This window comes from Paraburkholderia xenovorans, from assembly GCF_046030735.1.
Lineage (GTDB): Bacteria > Pseudomonadota > Gammaproteobacteria > Burkholderiales > Burkholderiaceae > Paraburkholderia > Paraburkholderia xenovorans_A.
This window is the reverse complement of record NZ_JAQQBV010000018.1, coordinates 32,227-51,773: the sequence shown is the minus strand read 5'-3', so window position 1 is coordinate 51,773 and position 19,547 is coordinate 32,227. Positions and strand designations below refer to the sequence as shown.

Sequence of the window (19,547 nt, the reverse complement as noted above, 5' to 3'; positions counted from 1 at the left end):
CACAATGCCGGACCGCAAGGTCCGGCCAGCATTCTAGCCGCGCGCGCTCTTCAATTGTTCGAACGTCGTGATTTTCCCGGCCAACGCGCTCGCGGCAACCGTGTACGGACTCGCGAGCCACACGTCGCCTGGGCCCGAACGGCCCGGAAAATTGCGGTTGATCGCGCTGATAGTCACATCGTTCGCATCCGCCGATTGCCCCGGCCCGCAGTTGGCGCACGAACCGCAGCCGGGCATCACCAGCGTCACGCCGGCTCGCTCGAAGACCGGCAAATAGCCCTGCTCTTCGCAATACGTACGTACCGCCATCGTGCCGAATTGCAGAAAAAGACGCGTGCTGTCGGGAACCCGCATGCCCCGCTCGACGCCCCAGCGCAACACCTCGTGATAGAAGTCGAAGTCTTCGCGCTTGCCGGCGGTGCACGAACCGCCATAAGCGATATCGACGGCGACGTCCTGCTCGAGTTGCGGCGCGGGCACGCCGTTGCCCGGATCGCCGGGGCGTGCAAGCATCGGTTCGATCGCGCCAGCGTCGATGCGAATGACGTCGCGATAGACCGCGCCTGCATCGCTTTTCATCCAGCTTTCAATAGCGAAATCGATGCCGCGACGTTCCTTCAGAAACGCCGCCGTGCGCTCATCGGGCTCGACGATACCGGTGAAGCCGCCCAATTCCGCGACCATGTTGGTCAGCGTCGCGCGTTCGTCGATCGACATCGCACGCACGCCCACGCCGCCGTACTCGAACACGAGGCCGATCGCGCCGCCCGAGCGGATCGCGTCCATCTGCAGCAGATGCAGCACGACGTCCTTCGCGGTCACACCCTTGCGCAATGTGCCGTCGATTTCAATGCGCAAGGTCTCCGGCACCTTGCAACGCACGTAGCCCGTCACCCAGCTATTGGCGATTTCCGTTGCGCCCGCACCGAACGCAAGGCAGCCGAGCGCGCCCGAATGCGGCGTGTGCGAATCGGTGCCGCACGCCACTTGCCCCGGCAACGCGTACTGGTCGGCCATCAACGCGTGACAGATGCCTTCAGAGCCCGGCGTGCCGTCGAGCGCGCCGTGCGAACGCACCGGGTAATCGCGTGAGAACGTCGAATGCCCTTCCATCAGATTCGCGACACCCGGCAACAGGCCGTCGCGCACGTGTGGAATACTTTGCGCGGCCAGCACCAGGTGGTCCTGAAACGCGATGATGTGATCCGGTGCATGCAACGGCGCGGGCTTGCCGAACGCGCGATGCATCAGATGCGCGCACATGCCGGTGAAATAGTCATGGCTGAAGCGCCAGTCGGCGGCAATGAACACGCCGTCGCCACGCCGCGCGCTTTCGATACCCGGATGAAGATGCCGCTCGATGATTTTCTCGACCAGCGTTTTCGGCTCGTTGCTATCGGCCATATCGCGTGCGCGCGGCGCGGGCCAGTCGGCGAACTTGCTGTACGCGAGCAGGCCGCCGCTGCGGATGATCTGCTGCGTGAGCGCGTCGCGCCCTTTGAGGAATTCGTCGATCGGCACCGCTTCGCCCGCGATCAGCCGGTCGAGCACCGCGAAATCCGTCGTGGTCAGAATGCCGATGTTGTCGCAATTCTGCTGATAGATCCGCTCGAAACTCTCCGCGACGATCAACCGGATACCCGCCGACAATTCCGCCAGCGGACTCGATTCGCGCGACGAACCCTTGCCGTAGCGCTTGCCCGCCACCGTCACCTGGAAACCACCGTTCCTGATTGCGTTGCGGCCGATCGGCATACGCTCGCCCGCCTTGAAGCCCACATACGGATACTGGCCGAGGCGTTCGTCATACGTGAGCATCACGGTGACGGGCGTGATCTCGTCGGTCGATACATTGTCGCGCAGCGCGCCGGCGCACTCGCGCGTGACGTTCTCCCCGGCGAGTTGCGCGTCGATCACCGCGGGGTCTTCAGACAGGTACAGCACGCGGCCGTCCAGACGAATCGTATCGTTCATCAGCATTCTCCTTGCGCCCACTATACGGAGCGCCGCGTGAATGCCGAAGTGCCGGTGCGGCAAAGCTGACGTCTCGTTTGGCGACGGCAGCGCAGAAGCTCGCGAAAACCCGCTAGCGCCGGTTGCCGAGAAAACTCACCAGCGCAGCCGCACTCGCGCTCAACTGCTCGCGCGTCCTGAAGATCATCACGAGCCGCCTGAGCGCCCACGCATCGTTCAGGGACAACAAGCGCACGTCGAGCGCGTTCACGTAGAGCAGTCCCACCTGTTCGGGCACGATCGCGATGCCGAGCCCGGCATGGACCATTCTGCACAACGCATCGAGACTGCTGACGCGAATCTTCACCTCGATCTGCCGCCCGGCACTGGCCGCCTGGTGCGCCAGCAATTGCGTCAGCGCGCTTTCGCTGCGCAGCCCGACAAAACTGTCGCCGAGCAGTTCATCGAACGCCACGCGCGACACACCGGCAAGACGATGTGCACCAGGCACCAACACCGCGATGCGGTCCTCGCGATACGGCACCTGCTCGAACGCTTCGCTGCCGGCCACCGCGTTGCAGATGCCGAAGTCCGCGCCATGTTCGTCGACGATACGCAGCACGTCCGCGCTATTTTCTTCTTCCAGTTCGATCGATACTTCAGGAAAGACCCGACCGAACGCGGCCACGTCTTCCGGCAAAAACTGCACGATCGACGACAGATTCGCAACGACCCGCACGCGCCCTTTCGCGCCCGACGAGAAGCGCGACAACTCGGCGCTCATCTGCTCGATGTTGCCGATGATCGCGAGCGCATAGCGCAACACGGTTTCGCCCACCGGCGTGACGGCAATGCCGCGCGACTGCCGCTGGATCACCGGCAAGCCGATCAACGCCTCGATCTCGGCGATCCGCCGGCTCACCGCGGACGACGCGATGAATTCGCGCTCGGCCGCGCGCGCGATGTTGTGTTCCTGACATACGGCGACGAACAGGCGCAGCGAGGTCAGGTCGAGTTTCTTGAGCAGGTTTTCCATGGATAGCGCGAGAGGACGGTTAGCGGTAAAGCTTTCACAAGCGCGGACGAAGCGGCTTGCCCGTGGCTATATCGGCGTCATATTACGCTGCACGAGAAATCCGACTGCATGTATGGATCTCTCCCGAAACGATGATTCGTCCGTTAAAGCGGAACATCGCCAAACACTCGCCAGACAGAGTGACCACCGCGACATCTCACCCTCAATGCCCCCACGTTTAACAGGTGTGTCAGAAAGACGACAATTACCTACGATAAGGTTTACGGAAATGTAACAGGCCGTTATATTTCGCTGCGCATAACGAGATTTAACCTTTGTCTCGTTGAAATTCGCTTCAATGACGACGCCGGTCGCGCACAACGCGGCAGTCGCTACGTCCATCGCTCCATCGCATTCCCCAGACATCGACCTGCTCCAGCGTGGCCTCGTGCGGCTTCGCCGTGGGCGCTCGCCTCATGTCTGAACACATTGCCAACCCTGGCTCGCCCGGCGCTGTTTGTCGATGCATCACGCGAGCCAGATTAGAAAAAAAGAAGGAAACATGAAAAAGACCCTCCTCGCCGCCGCAGTACTCGGAAGCCTCTCGATCAGCGCGCATGCACAGAGCAGCGTCACGCTGTACGGTTTGATCGATGCCGGTATCAGCTACGTGAACCATGCCCGTGCCGGCACGAGCCACGACAAGCTCTTCAAGTACGACGACGGCGTCGCTTCGGGCACCCGTTGGGGCCTGCGCGGCACGGAAGATCTCGGTGGCGGCCTGAAGGCGCTGTTCGTGCTGGAAAACGGCTTCAGCACCGCCAACGGCGCAGCCGGCCAGGGCGGCGCGATGTTCGGCCGTCAGGCGTTCGTCGGTCTGTCGCAGAACGGCGTGGGCTCGCTGACGTTCGGCCGTCAATACTCGTTCTCGACTGACTTTCTGGGCGGCAACTATTCGACCGGTAGCCAGACCGCCGCGGGCAACTACGCCTATCACATCAACGACGTCGACCAGTTGACGTCGAGCCGGATCAACAACGCAGTCAAGTTCACCAGCGCGAACTTCTCGGGCTTCACGTTCGGCGCGTTGTACGGCTTCTCGAATCAGGCAGGCGCATTTGCCGGCGCACCGGCAACGGGCACGGCAGCCGCACCGGTCGCGGGTTCGTCGCGTGCGTACAGCTTCGGTGCGAACTATGCGAACGGCCCGTTCAGCGTCGGCGCGGCGTACACGGACATCCGTTACCCGAACCAGGCGGTCCCGACCTTCTCGACCACGCTCGCCAACGTGCCGGCAGCCAATGTCGCGACCGGCAATATTCGCGACCTGCGCACGTTCGGTATCGGCAGCCGCTACGCAATCGGCGCTGCAACGTTGTGGGCGCTCTACACGAACACGCGTTTCGAAGCGATCTCGGGTGCGGCATCCACGTTCACCGCTTACGACGTGGGCGCGAAGTACTCGTTCACCGCGGCATTGAACGTCGGTGCGGGCTACACGTACATGCATCTGAGCAACGCGACGAAGGGCCACTGGAATCAGGCCGACCTGAGCGTCGACTATTCGCTGAGCAAGCGCACCGACGTCTACGCACTGGGTATCTACCAGATCGCGTCGGGTCGTAACGGTACGCAGGACGTGCAGGCGCAGATCGGTTCCAACACGAGCTTCTTCGGCCCGTCCGGTCAGGGTGCGGACAACCAGTTGGCATTCCGCGTCGGCATTCGTCACCGCTTCTGATGCATGCACGCATGCGTGCTTCGCGAATGCGGGGCAATGCATCGCGTCGACTTGAAGTAGAAATAGCAATGCCGCCCGTTTTCGAACGGGCGGCATTTTTTTCGCCGATACCTTTAAAAGATCAGCGTTGCTGTTCGAGCGCCCCGAGCATCTCGCGGTGACGCGCTTCGGTCGCATCGTCGGCCGGGAACATGCATTCGATGCGCAATTCCTGCGCCGCAATCGTCTGCGGCGTGCCGACGCTTGCGACCATCGAAAAGTAGTTGAGCACCTCGCCGTCCTTCACGAAGCCGATCGGAATCACCGGCAGTGGAGGCGAAGCCACCGTCGCGTTGTGTACTGGCGGCAGCTTCGATCCAGGCGGCAGGTCGGGATACGCGTGAAGCGCCGCGAGCAACTCGCGGGTCCGATCGTCCACTACGCGCCCCACCGCTTCCCGATGCACTCGCTGAATCAAGCTATCCGCCACCGCCTGCCAGTCGGCCACGAAGGGACGCATGCCCGCGGGATCGAAAATCAGATGCAGCATGTTGCGCGGCCCGTTGCGCGCAGCCATATCGATGAAGCAGTTGAAAAAGCGCGGCGCCGACTCGTTGGTCATCAGCACATTCCAGTAGCGGTCCATCACGAGCGCCGGAAACGGCTCATGCTGCCGCAGCATTCGCGACAACGCATTCGTGACGCTTTGCATCTGCTGCGCATTCCATGCGGCATCGGAATACATCGGCGCGTAACCTGCCGCGAGCAGCAGCGTATTGCGTTCGCGCAGCGGAACGTCGAGTGTCTGCGCGATGTCAAGCAGCATCTGGCGGCTCGGCACGCTGCGGCCGCTTTCGATGAAACTGATATGCCGTTGCGAAACGCCCGCATTGAACGACAAATCCAACTGGCTCGTCCCGCGCATGTCACGCCAGTGGCGCAGCAACGCGCCGAGTTCGTTCGGCGGCACTTTCTTATCCGGATTCGCGGGATTCATCGCACTCTCATCCGCAAAGTTGATATCGACGATCGTGATCGTGTGATCATGTGATCGGACCATGCGGGCAAGCATACTCCGTGCTTCCGCACGATCCGGGTCGACGCGCTAGGCGCTCCAGCGATGCGCATCAAACGGCGCTTCCACCGGCGGCCGCGCGATGTTGCCTGCGTAGTTCGTGATCGTCGATGCGGCCAGCACCGCGAGCACTTCGAGTACCTGGTCCTCGCGAAAGCCTGCTTCGATGAAACGGCTAACGTCTTGCTCATCCAGATGGCCGCGCTTTTCGATCGCGGTCTTCGTCAATGCGGAAAGCGCCGCCTGCCGGCGGTCCTCCGGCGCGCGGCCGGCACGTATGGCGTCGACGTCCGCGGACGTCAATCCTTCGTGCAACGCTAATGCGGTGTGAAACGCCACGGCCCATGCGCAAGCGTTGGTCACAGCGTTGGTCAGCAATAACGTCTGGATCTGGGCTTCGTTGAAACTGCCTGCATGCACGCGTTTGAACAGTCCGCTGAAGCTTTCGATCAGCACCGGCGATCCGGCGATCACGCCCGCGATGTTGGGAATCAGGCCGAAGGTCTGCTGTAATTGCAGGAGTACCGGCTTCGATTGTTCCGGCGCGGATTCGATTGTGTAAATCTGGAACGTCGACATGATGTGTCCTCGGTCATGAGCGCGATCCGAAATGAACCGCGCGATGACCGAAGATTAGGCGTCGGCGAAACACTCGCCAATTACCTCGGATGTAATAGAAACCGGCTACCGTCACGCCTCTGACAGAACAGCGAGCGGACACCTAAACCATCCAGCGCGCTCAATGACCCGCGCCGTCCGGATCCGCTTTCCGCTTGCGCCAGACCGCGAGTTCCGAGAGCCGCATTCCGTGCGGCACGGTGTCGAGCTTGCCGTGTTCGACACGCTGCGCGCGGTAGATGCCCGTGTGCCCCGAAAACAGATAGGCCACCACGCAGGCCACGGCCGCATACACGCCGATATCGGCGCCGAACAGTTCGATCGCCATGACCGTCGACGCGATCGGCGTATTGGCCGCACCAGCGAATACCGCGACGAAGCCTAACCCCGCCAGCACCGGCAACGGCAGCGCCAGAACATGCGAGAGCGCATTACCCAGCGTCGCGCCGATATAGAACAGCGGCGTGACCTCGCCGCCTTTGAAACCCGAAGCGAGCGTGACCACGGTGAAGCCGAATTTGCCGAACGCATCGTAGACGGGCAGCGGCTGATGGAAAGCCGCCACGATGGTCGGAATGCCCAGCCCGAGAAACGGCGACGTACCCGGCAAGAGCGCCAGCAACACGACCACCACGCCCCCCAGCAACGGACGCAGCGGCGCATAAGCGACACGGCGTTTGATCCACGCCGAAAGACCATGCGTCGCGTCGGCGAACAGCATGCCGGCAATACCGAACGCGATACCGGCCACCACGGTCGCGCCGAGCGTGAGCAAGCCCACGTGCGGCACGAACGGAATCGTATAGACGGTATGGTGAATCCCCCACGCCCGCGTGACGAGATCGGCGGCGATCGCGGCGATGAAGCAGCTCAGCAGTGCGTCGTAACGCATACGGCCGATCGCCAGCACTTCGAGCCCGAAGATCGCGCCCGCGAGCGGCGTGCCGAACACCGACGAAAAGCCGGCGGCAATCCCGCCCATCAGCAGAATGCGGCGATCCTCGCGACCGAGCCCGAAGCGAAGCGTGACCTGATCGGCGAGCGCGCCGCCCATCTGCACGGCGGTGCCTTCACGGCCGGCCGAACCGCCGAACAGGTGCGTGATCACTGTCGCGATCAGCACGAGCGGCGCCATCCGTTTGGGGACGATCTTCTTCGGGTCGTGGATTTCGTCGATCAGCAGATTGTTGCCGCCCTCGACGCTCGTACCGACGCGCAGATAAACCCAGCCCACGCAGAAGCCCGCGACAGGCAGCAACCCGATCAGCCACGGATGACCGACGCGGGTGTCGGTGGCCAGATCGAGCATCCACAGAAACAGCGCCGAAGCGCTTCCGGCCAGTATGCCGACGAGACCCGACAATACGATCCAGCGGCCGAGATGAGGCAGCATCGCCACCTGTTCGGGCAAAGCAAAACGTTTCATGATTTTCAGATTTGAAGGATTCAAACCCGGGCAGCGAACACCGCCTGGAGACACACGAGTAATACTCGACGACGCGTGCCTACGGCTTCCTGACCCAGGAATTCGTAGGCATCATCAGCCGGCGCAGGGTCGGCGGTTAACGGAGGAATGCCATCTCCGGGGAGCTATTGTAGCGGCAACGGGGTGAGCGGCGACCGGCCGCCAGATAGTCGAGCCCGCATCCCGTACTACCCGTTCAGTTAGCGCCTCGCGTCCCCATCCAGCACATCCGCCGCCACACAATCCACAAGCGCCTGCCTCACCCGCTCGACGCTAACCGTCCAACTCTCGCCGGGCTTGCGCCGGAACAGCCGGACAGTCTGCGGATACCACGGCGAATCGGCGCGCTCGCGCAACCAGCGCCAGTCCACGTCCTTCTCCGGCAACATCACCCAGCACGGTTTGCCGAGCGATGCCGCCAGGTGCGCGGTCGACGTATCCACGCAGATCAGCAGATCGAGCTGCGCGACGAGCGCGGCGGTGTCGGCGAAATCCGTGACCCGCGAGCCGAGATCGAGCACAGGTTGATTCGCGGGCGGGCACCGCGCGTCGTCCTCGCCCTCGCCTTTTTGCAGGCTCACGAAGCTCACACCCGGCACGCTCCAGAGCGGCGCCAGCGCAGCGAGCGAAGGTAGCGACCGGTTCGCGTCGTTATGGTGTTTCGGATTGCCCTTCCACACGAGGCCGATTCTGCGCCCCGCCGGCAATGCATCCAGCGCCGCACGCCATGCATCGTCGAGCGGCGCCTGCGCGGCGAATCGCACCGGCGCCGGAATCGTATCGACGGTCGTACCCAAATGCGTCGGTACGCTCAGCAGACTCGTCCAGCAGTCGTAGCGGGACGAACTCGCGCGGGCTGCGTCGTGATCGAGCACCGCGTCGATCCCGTCGACGCCGCTCATCAACCGGCGCAGCGCCGGCACGCAGGCAAACGCGATATGCGTGGCGCCGTGCGCCTTCAGCAACGCGAAATAGCGGCTGAACTGGATCATGTCGCCGAGACCGTCTTCCTGCCAGACCAGCAGCGACTTGCCGGCAAGCGCGTCGCCTTGCCAATGCGGACAGTGCAACGCGGCGCGCGTCGCGTGATGAACGAAATCGGGCTGATCGTAGCGGCATTCGTACAAACGCCAGCCTTCTTCGAAACGGCCCATCCCCAGCAGCAACACCGCCAGACCGAACCGCGCGTCGCCGTAATCGGCCCGTAACGCGATCGCGCGACGATACGCGCTCTCCGCTTCGGGCAACCGTTCCAGTTGTGCAAGCGACGCCCCGACGTTGTAGTGCGCCTCCGCGAGATCCGGGTACAGACTGAGCGCCTGCGCGAACGCGCCGACCGCGTCCGGCAGACGATCCAGCAGGCGCAGCACGCAGCCCAGGTTGTTGTGCGCCTGGACGAGATCGGGCCGGCAGCGGATCGCTTCCCGGTACGCGATTTCGGCGTCGTTCAGGCGTTCGAGCTTCGACAGCACGACGCCGAGGTTGTAATACGCCTCCGCGTAATCCGGCCGATGCGCAAGCGCATCGCGGTACGCGGCTTCGGCTTCCTGCGGACGCTGAAGCTCGGCCAGCGTCGCGCCGAGATTGAGGTGCGCCTCGGCGTAATCCGGACGGATCGCCAGCGCGAGCCGGCAAGCCAGCTCGGCCTCGGCGAAGCGGCGCGCCGCCTTCAGCACCGCACCGAGGTTGTTGAGCGCTTCCGGATACTGCGGCCGGATCGTCAACGCCTGCCGATACGCGCCGTCCGCCTCGTCGAGCCGGCCCAGTTCGACCAGCACGTTGCCGAGATTGTTATGCGCTTCGGCGTGGCCCGGCAGTTGGCGCAGCGCCTGACGATAAGCCGCCTCGGCTTCGTTCAGACGCCGCAGGTCGTGCAGGACCATCGCACGGTTGTAGTGGGCTTCGGCGTAATCCGGACGCAGCGCGAGCGCCTCGCGATACGACGCCTCTGCCTCCTCCTTGTAGCCGAGACCGTAGAGCACGCCGCCGAGGCCGAGGTGCGCTTCGGGCTGCGCCGGGCGTAGCGCGACCCATTGCCGGTACATCGCCTTGGCCGCCGACAGCCGTCCGAGCGACTTCAGCAGCATGCCGAGGCTGCTGCACACCTCGGCATAGTCGGGCTTCGCGCGCAGACATTCGCGCCAGTAGGCTTCGGCGTCATCGAACCGGTTCAGCGCGAACGAGCAGCTTCCCGCGATATTCAGGGTATCGGCGAAACCTTCGAGCGACGCGTTTGCCGACGCATTGTGCCGCGCGTCGAGCAGCGGCGCGACGAGCGAAAGCGCGTCGGCGAACTGTCCGGTCGAACAGAGGGCGACCGCCTGCTGGTTGAGGTGGCGGAGCGGGTCAAGGTCGGCAGGCACGGGATCGCGCGTCGGCGTGAAGGTCATCGAGTCTTTGGGCGAGGGAACGACATGTGCCCACAGAGTACGACAGACGGGCCGCCGCCAAGCCCCCGAACTGAGTGCGTTTTGCCCCTCAGCTTTCCAGATCTGACAGCCGGCGGCCAGCCTCGGTGCGTCAGAACACGCCCGGAATCACCCGGTAACGCACCCGCGCCTTATAGCTGCGATACCCCTCGTCGGCCGATAAGAGCTTTTCCTCGCCGAGGATTCGCCCCACCTGCAACGCGAACTGGCAGCCATACACCAACAGGTTCTGCCAGCCGAAGTTCACCAGCAGAAAGCCGATGTCGGTGACGAAGTAGCCGAGGTACATCGGGTGACGCACGAATCGATAAGCCCCACGCGATACGACACCGCGATTGGCCGGCAAAATCCCGAACGAGCGGCGCAACGACGCCTTGGCGAACAGTTGCCAGAAGATCCCCAGCACCTGCAATACGACGCCGGCGGTTTCCGGCACGAGGTGCGTGCCGGGCGCGAGTCGCACCAACAGATAGTAGTAGGTGCCGCCCATCGAACAGATGAACGCGAACGGCCGCCAGTCGCGTTTCGCGGGCACCCGCGCGAACAGCGACAAACCGACCGTCACCGCCGCGGACACCACCAGCAACAACAAAGTGACGCGCGACGGCGCCGCGCGCCATTGCACGATCGCCGCGTAAGCGAACACGCTCAGCATCGTCGCGGCGCCGACCCGCGACGCGATTTCGATCAATGAGTCACGCATGCCGGGACGCCTATCCGCATCGGCAGGCGTGGCATCGGCGCGGTTCGCGGAGGGCTCCAGGTCCTGCATCGGCTTGGTCGGTGTCATCGCGCTCACTTCGCTCACTTGGAAATACGGAGGATTTGCGAAGCCAGTTGCGTGAAGCACGGCTTCAGATCGGACGGCGTCGCAGCGTAACAATACACGCCGACCGGCTGTTTGGGGTTGTAGCAACGCGCCAGCGAATCCGGCGTATTCGCCATGCATTTGAGGACGTCCTGACCCAGTTCGTTGTCGGGTCCGGCCGGCGCGACGAGTTCCGGGCCGTAGCCGAGTGTGAACACGTAGGTGCCCTCGTTGCGCGCCGCGGCGGCCATCGCTTCGAGCAGATTGCGCGACGCGCGGTTCACGTTCACATAGGTGATGTTGCCGTTGGGCACCGCGCGCGGCGCAGTCACCGGCCAGATCGGGAAAATCTGTTCGTTGACGTTGTGCGCGTTGTACCACTGCGGCATCGCCGTGACGAGCTTGGTGACGTTGCTTTGATAGCACGGCGAGCCGAGCTGCTGGCTCAACGCATTCATGCTGTAGAGGCCCGACATCGTGCCCGCGCTGTCGGGGCTCGCAAGCGTGCCGGCCGTCTTGTTGCAGCCGCTCTGATTCGTCGTGAAGAACGACGCGAAACTGTTCGGTGCGCCGTCCGAGAAAAACACGATCACGCGCAGGCTCGACGGCTGCGTGATCACGTTGTTCAACTGGTTGCGCGCGTTCCAGATCGCTTCGGCCGAATTGGTGCTGCCGTTGAAGGTGTACGCGTTGATGTCCGCGGTCATCGTGGTGCGATCGAAGCCGCGCTCGTTGCCGTTGAACGGCACGTCTACCACGGTGCCGTACGCGAAGTGCATCAGCGCGACGCGGTCGTTCGTCACGTCGAAATTGTTCAGGAAGGCCACCGCGTTCGCACGCACCGCGGCGGGCACGCCGGACGTGTTCAGCGAGCCGGTGGTGTCGATCACGAACGCCATGTCGAGCGTCTTGCGGATCGCCTGCGAGGACGCGCTCACGTTCAGCACCTTGAAGCCGAGCGTCTTCGTGAAGGTGACCGGCACGCTCGCCTGCGCGGTCATGCCGATCGTGACCGTGCCCGCATTGAACACGATCGACGGCGTGCCGGCCGTGACCGTGGAGCCGAGAAAGCCCGCCGGATAGTTCGCCGCGAAGAACGCGGTGGCCGCCTGCTGCGCGTTGGCGGTCTGCTGGGTCTGGTTGCTGCCGCGCGTGACCGCTTCGCCGGCGGCGATCACCGCGCCGTCGGTGGCGGCGTCGAGACGCGCCTTGATCATGTAGCCAAGGCCGGAGTCGATCGCGAGACCGAGAATGCCGAGCAGCGCGATCAGCGAGGCCGCGACGATGATGCTCACCGAACCCCGTTGCCGCCTTTTCTGTACGTTTCGTACGGTTATTTTTTTCATCTCATCCCCCGACCTGCTTTTTTATTCGACTCAGAACACCGTCATTGCATACAGATTCGGCGCCAGCGCCGGTGTTTTGATCCCGCCGCCAAGCTTCAACGAACCGAGCAGCGGTGTTTGCAGATAGAACGCTTCCACCGCGTAGGCAATCTGGCCGTCGGAGAGCTTGCCTTGCAGCAGGCTCACCACCGGCGACGCATTGCCGGCCGCCGGAATGCCGCTGCAACTGCCGGTGCCGTCGCTCGCCCAGCGCGTGCCGCTGGTGCCGCAATTCCACAACTGGCTCGCCGGCGCGTAGCTGCCGCCGTTCCACCGATACTGCGCGACCACCACGCCGGTGCAGTTATTGCCGTTGCTGTCGCAGTTGTTGTTGCCCATGATCTCGGTGATGTAGATCATTCCGTGCGCGCTCATGTTCAGCGGCGGCGTGGTCGACGTCAGCGACGACATGATGGTTTGCATCGGATACGTGAGCGCCGCGCGCGACGACAGGCTCGCGCCCTCGCGGCTCACGTTGATCAGGATCATCTGCGCCTGGATGTTGCGCGCAATGTCGTAGACCGGCAGCGCGAGCGCGACCAGCATCGGCAGCAGCAAGGCCATTTCCACGCTGACGATGCCCTGTTCCCGCGTCGGCGCGCGCCGGCTTCCCCGTGAAGAACGTGTGCGCATGTCAGAAGCCCTCGTTACGCATCGTGGCCGCGACGCTGAAGCTGAACTTGCCGTTTGCGAAGAACGGCTTGACGAGCGGCGTGAGCAGCGGCCAGATGCAGTTGATCTGCAACACGACGATGTCGCCCGGATTGCCGAACATGCCGGTGCTGTAGCTCGTTTGCGTGGTGTAGGTTTGCGTCGCGCCGTTGATGGTGATCGCGTAACTCGGCGACACCAGCGAGTACAGGCCCATCGAACTGTTTTTGATCTCCTGCACGATCGCGAGGTAGCGCTGCTGGTTGGTCGCGTTCGGATCGAGGTTGCTCTGCCCCGTGACCGAGTAGCGCGCGCCTTCGCGCACCGCATATTGCATCGTCAGATTCACCCACAGCGCGATGCCGAGATCGATCGCGATGCACAGCAGCAGGAACAGCAGCGGCGCGAGCAATGCGAATTCGATCGTCGCGACGCCGCGCTGCTTGCGCGTGCCGCGCCCGGCCTGACTTCGGGTTTTGCAGCTCGCTGCGAGCCGCACTCGGGCTGTTTTCATTTCGCCTCCTCGTCCAGCGCCGGAACCGGCTTGCGCTCGAGCGTGCCGCGCCGCGCGGCGTGCATGCCGAGCGGCCAGCTCACCGCGGCCAGCAGCGAGCGCGGCTCTGCGCCGTCGTCGAGACCGGTGGCCGGCCATTCATGTTTTGCCGGAATCCACAGCGTGCCGAACAGGTGATCCCACAACGGCAGCAGTTGCGTGAAGTTGTGGTCGAAATGCTCGGGACGCGCCGAGTGGTGCAAGCGATGAAACTGCGGATTGTTGACCCACGTCGTGTAACGGCCGAGGTCCACGCGCAGGTTCAGATGCGCGAAATAATTGCCGAACATGAACACGAGGCTAGTGGCGCCGACGATCCACGGATCGACCTTGAACAGCACGCCGACCAGCGGGTACAACAGGCAGCCCTTGATCGCCGCTTCGAGCCAGTGATGCCGGAACGTGACCGTGACGTTCAGATCCACCGCACTGTGGTGCAGCGAATGCAGCTTCCACAACAGCGGCCATGTGTGTTGCAGACGATGAAACGCATATTCGAGCAGGTCGACGGTCAGCAGCACGATCACGAACGAAGCCAGCGCGCCCCAGCCGTGCGAGGCCAGCACCACCATGCCGCCGCCGAGCGCGTTGACGATCGCGACGCTGGCCGCCGCGGTGAGCGGCTTCAGACCTTCGACAACAGCCATATACAGCGCGGCGTAAACAAGATTCAAACGTTGCACCGAGCGCGAGTGCAGCAGTTCGACCGGCCGGCGCCGTTCGAGCACCGCGCCGATTGCCATCATCAGCAGCACGAGCGCGTAGCCGCGCAGCCAGAGGCCGGCGTGGTGCCACAGATCCGCAAACTGACTCGACGCAAACATGGGAATCCCCGGTGAAGTCGCTTCTATCGGCCGCAATCCGCTCAACCGCCTGCAATCGCGTGAAGGGTCGGAAACAGTTGCCGCACCACCTGAATCGCCGACGGCCCCACCAGCACGGCCAGCAGCGTCGGAAAGATGAAAAACATCAGAGGAAACAGCAGCTTTAGTGCGATCTTCGCAGCCTGTTCTTCCGCGCGCAAGCGCCGTTTGGTGCGCAGGTTATCGGTATAAACGCGCAGCGAATCGCCGACGCTGGTGCCGAAACGGTCCGCCTGGATCAGCATCGCGGCCAACGTATCGATGTCCTCCACGCCGGTGCGCAGCGACAGATTGCGCAGCGCCTTGTCACGCCCCGAGCCGGCGCGCAGTTCCAGCAGCACCATGTCGAACTCGTCCTTCAACGCGCGGCTCTTCACGCCGATCTCCTGGGTGACGCGCATCAACGCTGCGTCGAGGCCGAGGCCCGCTTCCACGCAGACGGTCATCAGATCGAGCGCGTCGGGCAAGTCTTCGAACAGCTTGCGTTGACGGCTCGCGATCAGCCGCCTGAGCACGAAGTTCGGCAGATAGAAGCCGAGCGCCGACACGCCCAGCACCGTGAGCAGCAGGAAAAGCCGTTCGTCGGCTTCGAACAGATGGCCTACCGCCGCCAGCGCGAGCGCCGGCAGCAGCATCGCCAGCACGGTTTTCGCGGCAAAGTAGACGGCCGCCGCGGACGGCGTGCGGATGCCCGCATTGGCAAAGCGCAGGCGCAGCGCGGATTTGTCCCAGTCGTCTTTCGGCAACGACAGTTTGGCGACGCGTTCGGAGACCTTGGTCACCGTCTCGACCCAGTTTTTCTGCGCGCCGGTGTCGGCTTCGTCCGCGTCGCCGGACAACGCGAGTCCTTCCAGACGGCGTTGCACCGGATCGGGCCGCAGCAGCGTCATCGCTTTCAGCACCGCGCCGAACACGATCAGGAACATCACGCCCAGCAAGAGGATCTGTTCTGTTCTCATGGCCTGCTCCTCGCGACGAACCGCTGGTCTAGATACGGATGCGCACGACATTGCGCATCCACAGAATGCCGAACAGCATCATCGCGATCGAGCCGCCCGCGAGTTGCATGCCGGCCGGATCGGTCCAGAACACGCTTACGTAGTCCGGATTCAGCAAACTGAGCAGCGCGACGATCGCGAACGGCAGCACGCCGAGTATCCACGCGGACAGGCGCCCTTCCGCCGACAGCACACGTACCTTGCCGAGCAGCTTCAACCGTTCGCGAATGATCCCGCTGATGCTGCCCAGAATCTCCGCGAGGTTGCCGCCGGCTTCGCGCTGGATCAGCACGGCGATCACGAAGTAGCGCAGATCGTCGACGGGCACGCGGTTCACCATGTTCAGCAGCGCGTCGTTCATCGATACGCCGTAGTTGATCTCGTCGAACACGATCGCAAATTCGCCGCCGAGCGGTTGCGGCAGTTCTTCGCCGACCATGCCGAGCGCAGCCGGAAACGAATGGCCGGCACGCAACGCACGGGCGATCAGATCGGCCGCGTCGGGCAACTGGCGCTCGAGTTGCAGCACGCGTTTGGCGCGCTTGCGGCGCAGGAGCGTAGCGGGCAGCAAAGCGGCGGCTACAACTGCGGTCGCGGTCAGCAGCGCGGGCGCTGCGAGCATGAAACCGGTCATCGCACCGGCCAGCGCGCACAGCAGCGTATAAGCGGCAAAACGCGCGACCGACCAGTCGAGGCCGGACTGCTGAAGTTGCCGGTCGAGCGCATGCACGCGCGGCACCCGCAGCAGAAGCCGCGTGACGAACGGCGATTCGCTCAACATCCGCTGCTTGAGGATCGACAGTTTTTCGGAACTGATGACGCCGCCCGCCGAAAGCGCGCGAAAGCGCTCGTCCATGCGCTTGACCGAGGTGCCGTGATGGCTGTTCCAGAACAGGTACGCGGCTTCGATCAGCAGCACGATCGCGAGAAACGCGAGCACCGCAAAGCCGATAAACGACGTATTCATTTCCGCCTCCTTGCGCTTACTGCATTCACCGCGCTCAAACTTCGAAGCGCCGTGCCGGGTCGAACATCTGATCCGGCAACACGATCCCAAAGCCCGCGAGCCGCTCGCAGAACTTCGGCCGCACGCCGGTCGCGCAGAAATAGCCTTTGATCAGGCCGTTTTCGTCGACACCCGTCCGCTTGAACGTAAAAATCTCCTGCATGTTGATGATGTCGCCTTCCATGCCGGTGATTTCCTGAATGCTCATCAGCTTGCGGCGGCCGTCGGTCAACCGCGAGGCCTGCACCACCACCGTGATCGCCGATGCGATCTGCTGGCGCACCGCCTTGATCGGCATCGTCAGGCCCGCCATGCCGACCATGTTTTCGAGCCGCGTCAACGCGTCGCGCGGCGTGTTCGCGTGCAGCGTCGCCATCGAGCCTTCGTGGCCGGTGTTCATCGCGTGCAGCATGTCGAGCGCTTCCGCACCGCGCACTTCGCCGAGCACGATGCGGTCCGGGCGCATCCGCAACGCGTTGCGCACCAGCGAACGTTGCGAGATCTCGCCCTTGCCCTCGATGTTCGGTGGCCGCGTTTCGAGCCGCAGCACATGCGGTTGACGCATCTGCAATTCGGCGGCGTCTTCGATCGTGACCACGCGTTCGTCTTCGGGAATGAAGCCGGACAGCAGATTGAGCAACGTCGTTTTGCCGCTGCCCGTGCCGCCCGAGATCAGCACGTTCAGCTTCGACTTGATCAACGCTTCGAGCAGTTGCGCCATCGCGGGCGTGAAGCTCTGGTTGTTCACCATGTCGTCGACGGTCAGCGGATTCACCGCGAAACGGCGAATCGACACCAGCGGGCCGTCGATTGCGGACGGCGGAATGATTGCGTTCACGCGCGAACCGTCGGGCAGCCGCGCGTCGACCATCGGCGTGGATTCGTCGATACGGCGGCCCACCCGCGACACGATCCGCTCGATGATCTTCATCAGATGCGCGTCGTCGTAGAAGGTCACGTCCGTGTGTTCGAGGCGGCCGCGCCGCTCCACGTACACGTGCTGTGACGTGTTCACCAGAATGTCCGAGATGGTCGGGTCGTTGAGCAGCGGTTCGAGCGGACCGAGCCCGACCATTTCGTCGTGCACGTCCTGCGCGAGACGGCGGCGTTCGAGCTCGTTCATCGGCAGCTTGTCTTCGTCGACGATTTTTTCCACCAGCTGCGCCAGCTCGCGTTTGATCTGTTCCGGCGACAGGCGTTGCAGCTTGTCGAGTTCGACCCGGTCGATGATCGCCTGATGGATGTTCATCTTGAGCTGCTGGTAAGCGCGCCGCGCCGCGAGGCTTTCGGCCGCCACACCGGCGACCGCCGCGGCGCTCGCGCCGTCGAACGGCACGCCGCCTGTTTGCATCATCAACTGTTCGCGCAATGACATGGTGGTCTCCGCTTTCTATTCGTGGGCAGCCGTGGGCAGCGCGGCTCAGTGACCGGCTTTCAGTTGCGGTGGCGCCTTGGGCACGCTCGCCGTATTCGATGCGCGTTGTGCCTTCACGCGGCCGGGGAACAGGCGGGCCAGCACGCTCTTGTCGGGTCCGGTCGTACGCGGCCACAGCAGATCGCCCAGCAGCGCAATGCTCTGCGTGAGCGCGCTGCCCTTCGCCGACGTCATCAACGGCACGCCGTGATCGAGCGCTTCGGTAGCCTGCTTTTCGTCGCGCGGCAATTGATGCGCGACCTTCACGCCGAAAGTCGCTTCGAGCATCGCGAGCGTGACGCGCGCGTGCCGGTCGTACTGGTTCACGATCAGCTTCAGCTTGCTCGCCGGATAGCCGAGTTCCTTGAAGATGTCGAGCATGCGGCGCCCCGCGTGCAGATACAGCATGTTTTGCCGCACCACCATGCAGATCGAGTCGCTGTGATCGAGCGCGTGGATCGCGAGCGGGTTGATGTTCTGGCCGACATCGATCAGCACCGCGTCGTATTGCTCGCGCACCAGCGTCAGCAGCCGCTCCAGGTGCGCGGCGCGCAACTCGCCCGACTTGACCGGATCGCCGGCGCCTGCCAGCACGTCGAGATTCGCGTGCACGTGCATCACGCAGGCTTCGAACAGCGCGACGTCGAGGCGGTCGATCTGCGCGCACAGATCGGCGAGCGTCGCGGGCGGCGGTTTGTCGGCGACCAGCAGGCTCGCGTCGGCGAACTGCTGGTTCAGGTCGATCAGCAGCACGCGTTTGTCGCGCAAGGCGGCGAGCGTGTAGGCCAGATTCACGGCGATCAGCGTCGTGCCGCTGCCGCCCTTGCACGACGTGAACGACACCACGCGGCCGTCGCGGCGCACGCCGGCAGTTTTCTTCGACGACACATGGGCGAGCGCGTCGGCGAGTTCGTGTTCGTCGAGTGGCCAGGACAGCACGTGGCGCACGCCGACGCGCATCGCGGCCATCAGCAGCGTGGTGGACGGCGTGGGTGTCACCAGCATGCAGTGCAGATGCGGCGTGTGCGACAACGCCTCTTCCACGCCGCCGAGTTCACGCGGCGTCAGTTCGGCGTCGTCGACGATCAACAGATCCGCGCTTTTGATCGCCGCGGCATGCACGCGCAACTGCTTCGCGGCGCCGTGCAGCGTGCGCAGCCGGAATGCGACGCCGCTCGCCTCGAGACGCGCGGCGATCTGCGGCGTGCGCTCCGCGCTGGACGAAATCAGCAGGATGTCGATCATGATGTGTCTCCGCTCGCTTGACGCGGCCGGTTGGCCGCGTCGCTTCAGTAACTGCTCGACGCGCCGACGCCGATCGTGAAGGTCGGTGCGGGCGACGGCGCGGTGAACGATTTGTTGTAGCTCTTCTGTGCCGCGACGGCCGCCTTGCCGTCGATGCCCGCAACCGGATCGGTGTTGGCCGAGCCTTGCGGATTGAGCGTCTGCATTTCCTTGATCTGGTTGACCGAGTCGCCGAAGGTGGCGTCCCAGTGCGGCGTCGAGCTCAGGCAGCCGGCCAGCGCCGCGCTCAGGGCCGCGCACAACGCGGCGCGGATCAGTGTGTGGGTGGATGTCATGTCGATCTCCGGTG

17 protein-coding genes and 1 riboswitch are annotated in these 19,547 nt (G+C 63.8%); of the genes, 1 reads left to right on the top strand and 16 read right to left on the bottom strand.

All coding sequences use genetic code 11. From position 1 onward, the window contains the following. Window positions 1-33 precede the first annotated feature (33 nt). On the bottom strand, window positions 34-1,974 hold the full coding sequence (locus tag PQQ51_RS19080; RefSeq protein WP_408498355.1) for an aconitase family protein: 1,941 nt from the start codon (window positions 1,972-1,974) through the stop codon (window positions 34-36). Window positions 1,975-2,086: 112 nt separating this feature from the next. Next, on the bottom strand, window positions 2,087-2,989 hold the full coding sequence (locus PQQ51_RS19075; protein WP_408498354.1) for a LysR family transcriptional regulator: 903 nt from the start codon (window positions 2,987-2,989) through the stop codon (window positions 2,087-2,089). A gap of 541 nt (window positions 2,990-3,530) precedes the next feature. Between PQQ51_RS19075 and PQQ51_RS19070 the strand changes: the two genes are divergently transcribed. Continuing rightward, window positions 3,531-4,709 (top strand): porin, encoded by a 1,179-nt coding sequence (locus tag PQQ51_RS19070; RefSeq protein WP_408498353.1) that lies wholly within the window; start codon window positions 3,531-3,533, stop codon window positions 4,707-4,709. 121 nt (window positions 4,710-4,830) lie between these two features. On the opposite strand, the gene PQQ51_RS19065 is transcribed toward PQQ51_RS19070, so the two are convergent. The 14 genes from PQQ51_RS19065 to PQQ51_RS19000 all read right to left on the bottom strand — a co-directional run bounded on the left by PQQ51_RS19065 (window position 4,831) and on the right by PQQ51_RS19000 (window position 19,533). Further along, the gene (locus tag PQQ51_RS19065) at window positions 4,831-5,685 is read right to left on the bottom strand and encodes a helix-turn-helix domain-containing protein (protein ID WP_408498449.1); all 855 of its coding nucleotides are present in this window, start codon (window positions 5,683-5,685) and stop codon (window positions 4,831-4,833) included. 108 nt (window positions 5,686-5,793) lie between these two features. Next, entirely contained in the window at window positions 5,794-6,342 is a 549-nt protein-coding gene (locus tag PQQ51_RS19060; protein ID WP_408498352.1) for a carboxymuconolactone decarboxylase family protein, read from the bottom strand. Window positions 6,343-6,502: 160 nt separating this feature from the next. Further along, window positions 6,503-7,807: a chloride channel protein gene (locus PQQ51_RS19055; RefSeq protein ID WP_408498351.1), complete on the bottom strand. Its 1,305-nt coding sequence runs from the start codon at window positions 7,805-7,807 to the stop codon at window positions 6,503-6,505. A 98-nt stretch (window positions 7,808-7,905) separates the two neighbouring features. Continuing rightward, a riboswitch (Fluoride riboswitch) is annotated at window positions 7,906-7,974 on the bottom strand. Window positions 7,975-8,046: 72 nt separating this feature from the next. Further along, a complete protein-coding gene (locus PQQ51_RS19050) occupies window positions 8,047-10,236 on the bottom strand; it encodes a tetratricopeptide repeat protein (RefSeq protein ID WP_408498350.1) in 2,190 nt (729 codons plus the stop codon). Between the two features lie 130 nt (window positions 10,237-10,366). Next, window positions 10,367-11,065, bottom strand: coding sequence for a methyltransferase family protein (locus tag PQQ51_RS19045; RefSeq protein WP_408498349.1), 699 nt, complete (start codon window positions 11,063-11,065; stop codon window positions 10,367-10,369). A gap of 14 nt (window positions 11,066-11,079) precedes the next feature. After that, on the bottom strand, window positions 11,080-12,378 hold the full coding sequence (locus PQQ51_RS19040; protein ID WP_408498348.1) for a vWA domain-containing protein: 1,299 nt from the start codon (window positions 12,376-12,378) through the stop codon (window positions 11,080-11,082). An 81-nt stretch (window positions 12,379-12,459) separates the two neighbouring features. Then, window positions 12,460-13,101 (bottom strand): TadE family protein, encoded by a 642-nt coding sequence (locus PQQ51_RS19035; protein WP_408498347.1) that lies wholly within the window; start codon window positions 13,099-13,101, stop codon window positions 12,460-12,462. Between the two features lies 1 nt (window position 13,102). Beyond that, window positions 13,103-13,633, bottom strand: a complete 531-nt coding sequence (locus tag PQQ51_RS19030; RefSeq protein ID WP_408498346.1) for a TadE/TadG family type IV pilus assembly protein — start codon at window positions 13,631-13,633, stop codon at window positions 13,103-13,105. Next, window positions 13,630-14,496, bottom strand: coding sequence for a sterol desaturase family protein (locus PQQ51_RS19025; protein ID WP_408498345.1), 867 nt, complete (start codon window positions 14,494-14,496; stop codon window positions 13,630-13,632). The genes PQQ51_RS19030 and PQQ51_RS19025 overlap by 4 nt, the downstream gene beginning before the upstream one ends. A gap of 41 nt (window positions 14,497-14,537) precedes the next feature. Then, window positions 14,538-15,494 carry a type II secretion system F family protein gene (locus PQQ51_RS19020; protein WP_408498344.1) on the bottom strand — a complete coding sequence of 319 codons (957 nt, stop codon included), beginning with the start codon at window positions 15,492-15,494 and terminating at the stop codon, window positions 14,538-14,540. Between the two features lie 28 nt (window positions 15,495-15,522). Further along, window positions 15,523-16,500 (bottom strand): type II secretion system F family protein, encoded by a 978-nt coding sequence (locus PQQ51_RS19015; protein WP_408498343.1) that lies wholly within the window; start codon window positions 16,498-16,500, stop codon window positions 15,523-15,525. Between the two features lie 34 nt (window positions 16,501-16,534). After that, window positions 16,535-17,914, bottom strand: coding sequence for a TadA family conjugal transfer-associated ATPase (locus PQQ51_RS19010; RefSeq protein ID WP_408498342.1), 1,380 nt, complete (start codon window positions 17,912-17,914; stop codon window positions 16,535-16,537). 45 nt (window positions 17,915-17,959) lie between these two features. Next, window positions 17,960-19,198, bottom strand: coding sequence for a CpaE/TadZ family protein (locus tag PQQ51_RS19005; RefSeq protein ID WP_408498341.1), 1,239 nt, complete (start codon window positions 19,196-19,198; stop codon window positions 17,960-17,962). A 44-nt stretch (window positions 19,199-19,242) separates the two neighbouring features. Further along, on the bottom strand, window positions 19,243-19,533 hold the full coding sequence (locus PQQ51_RS19000; protein WP_408498340.1) for a hypothetical protein: 291 nt from the start codon (window positions 19,531-19,533) through the stop codon (window positions 19,243-19,245). Between the last annotated feature and the right edge of the window lie 14 nt (window positions 19,534-19,547).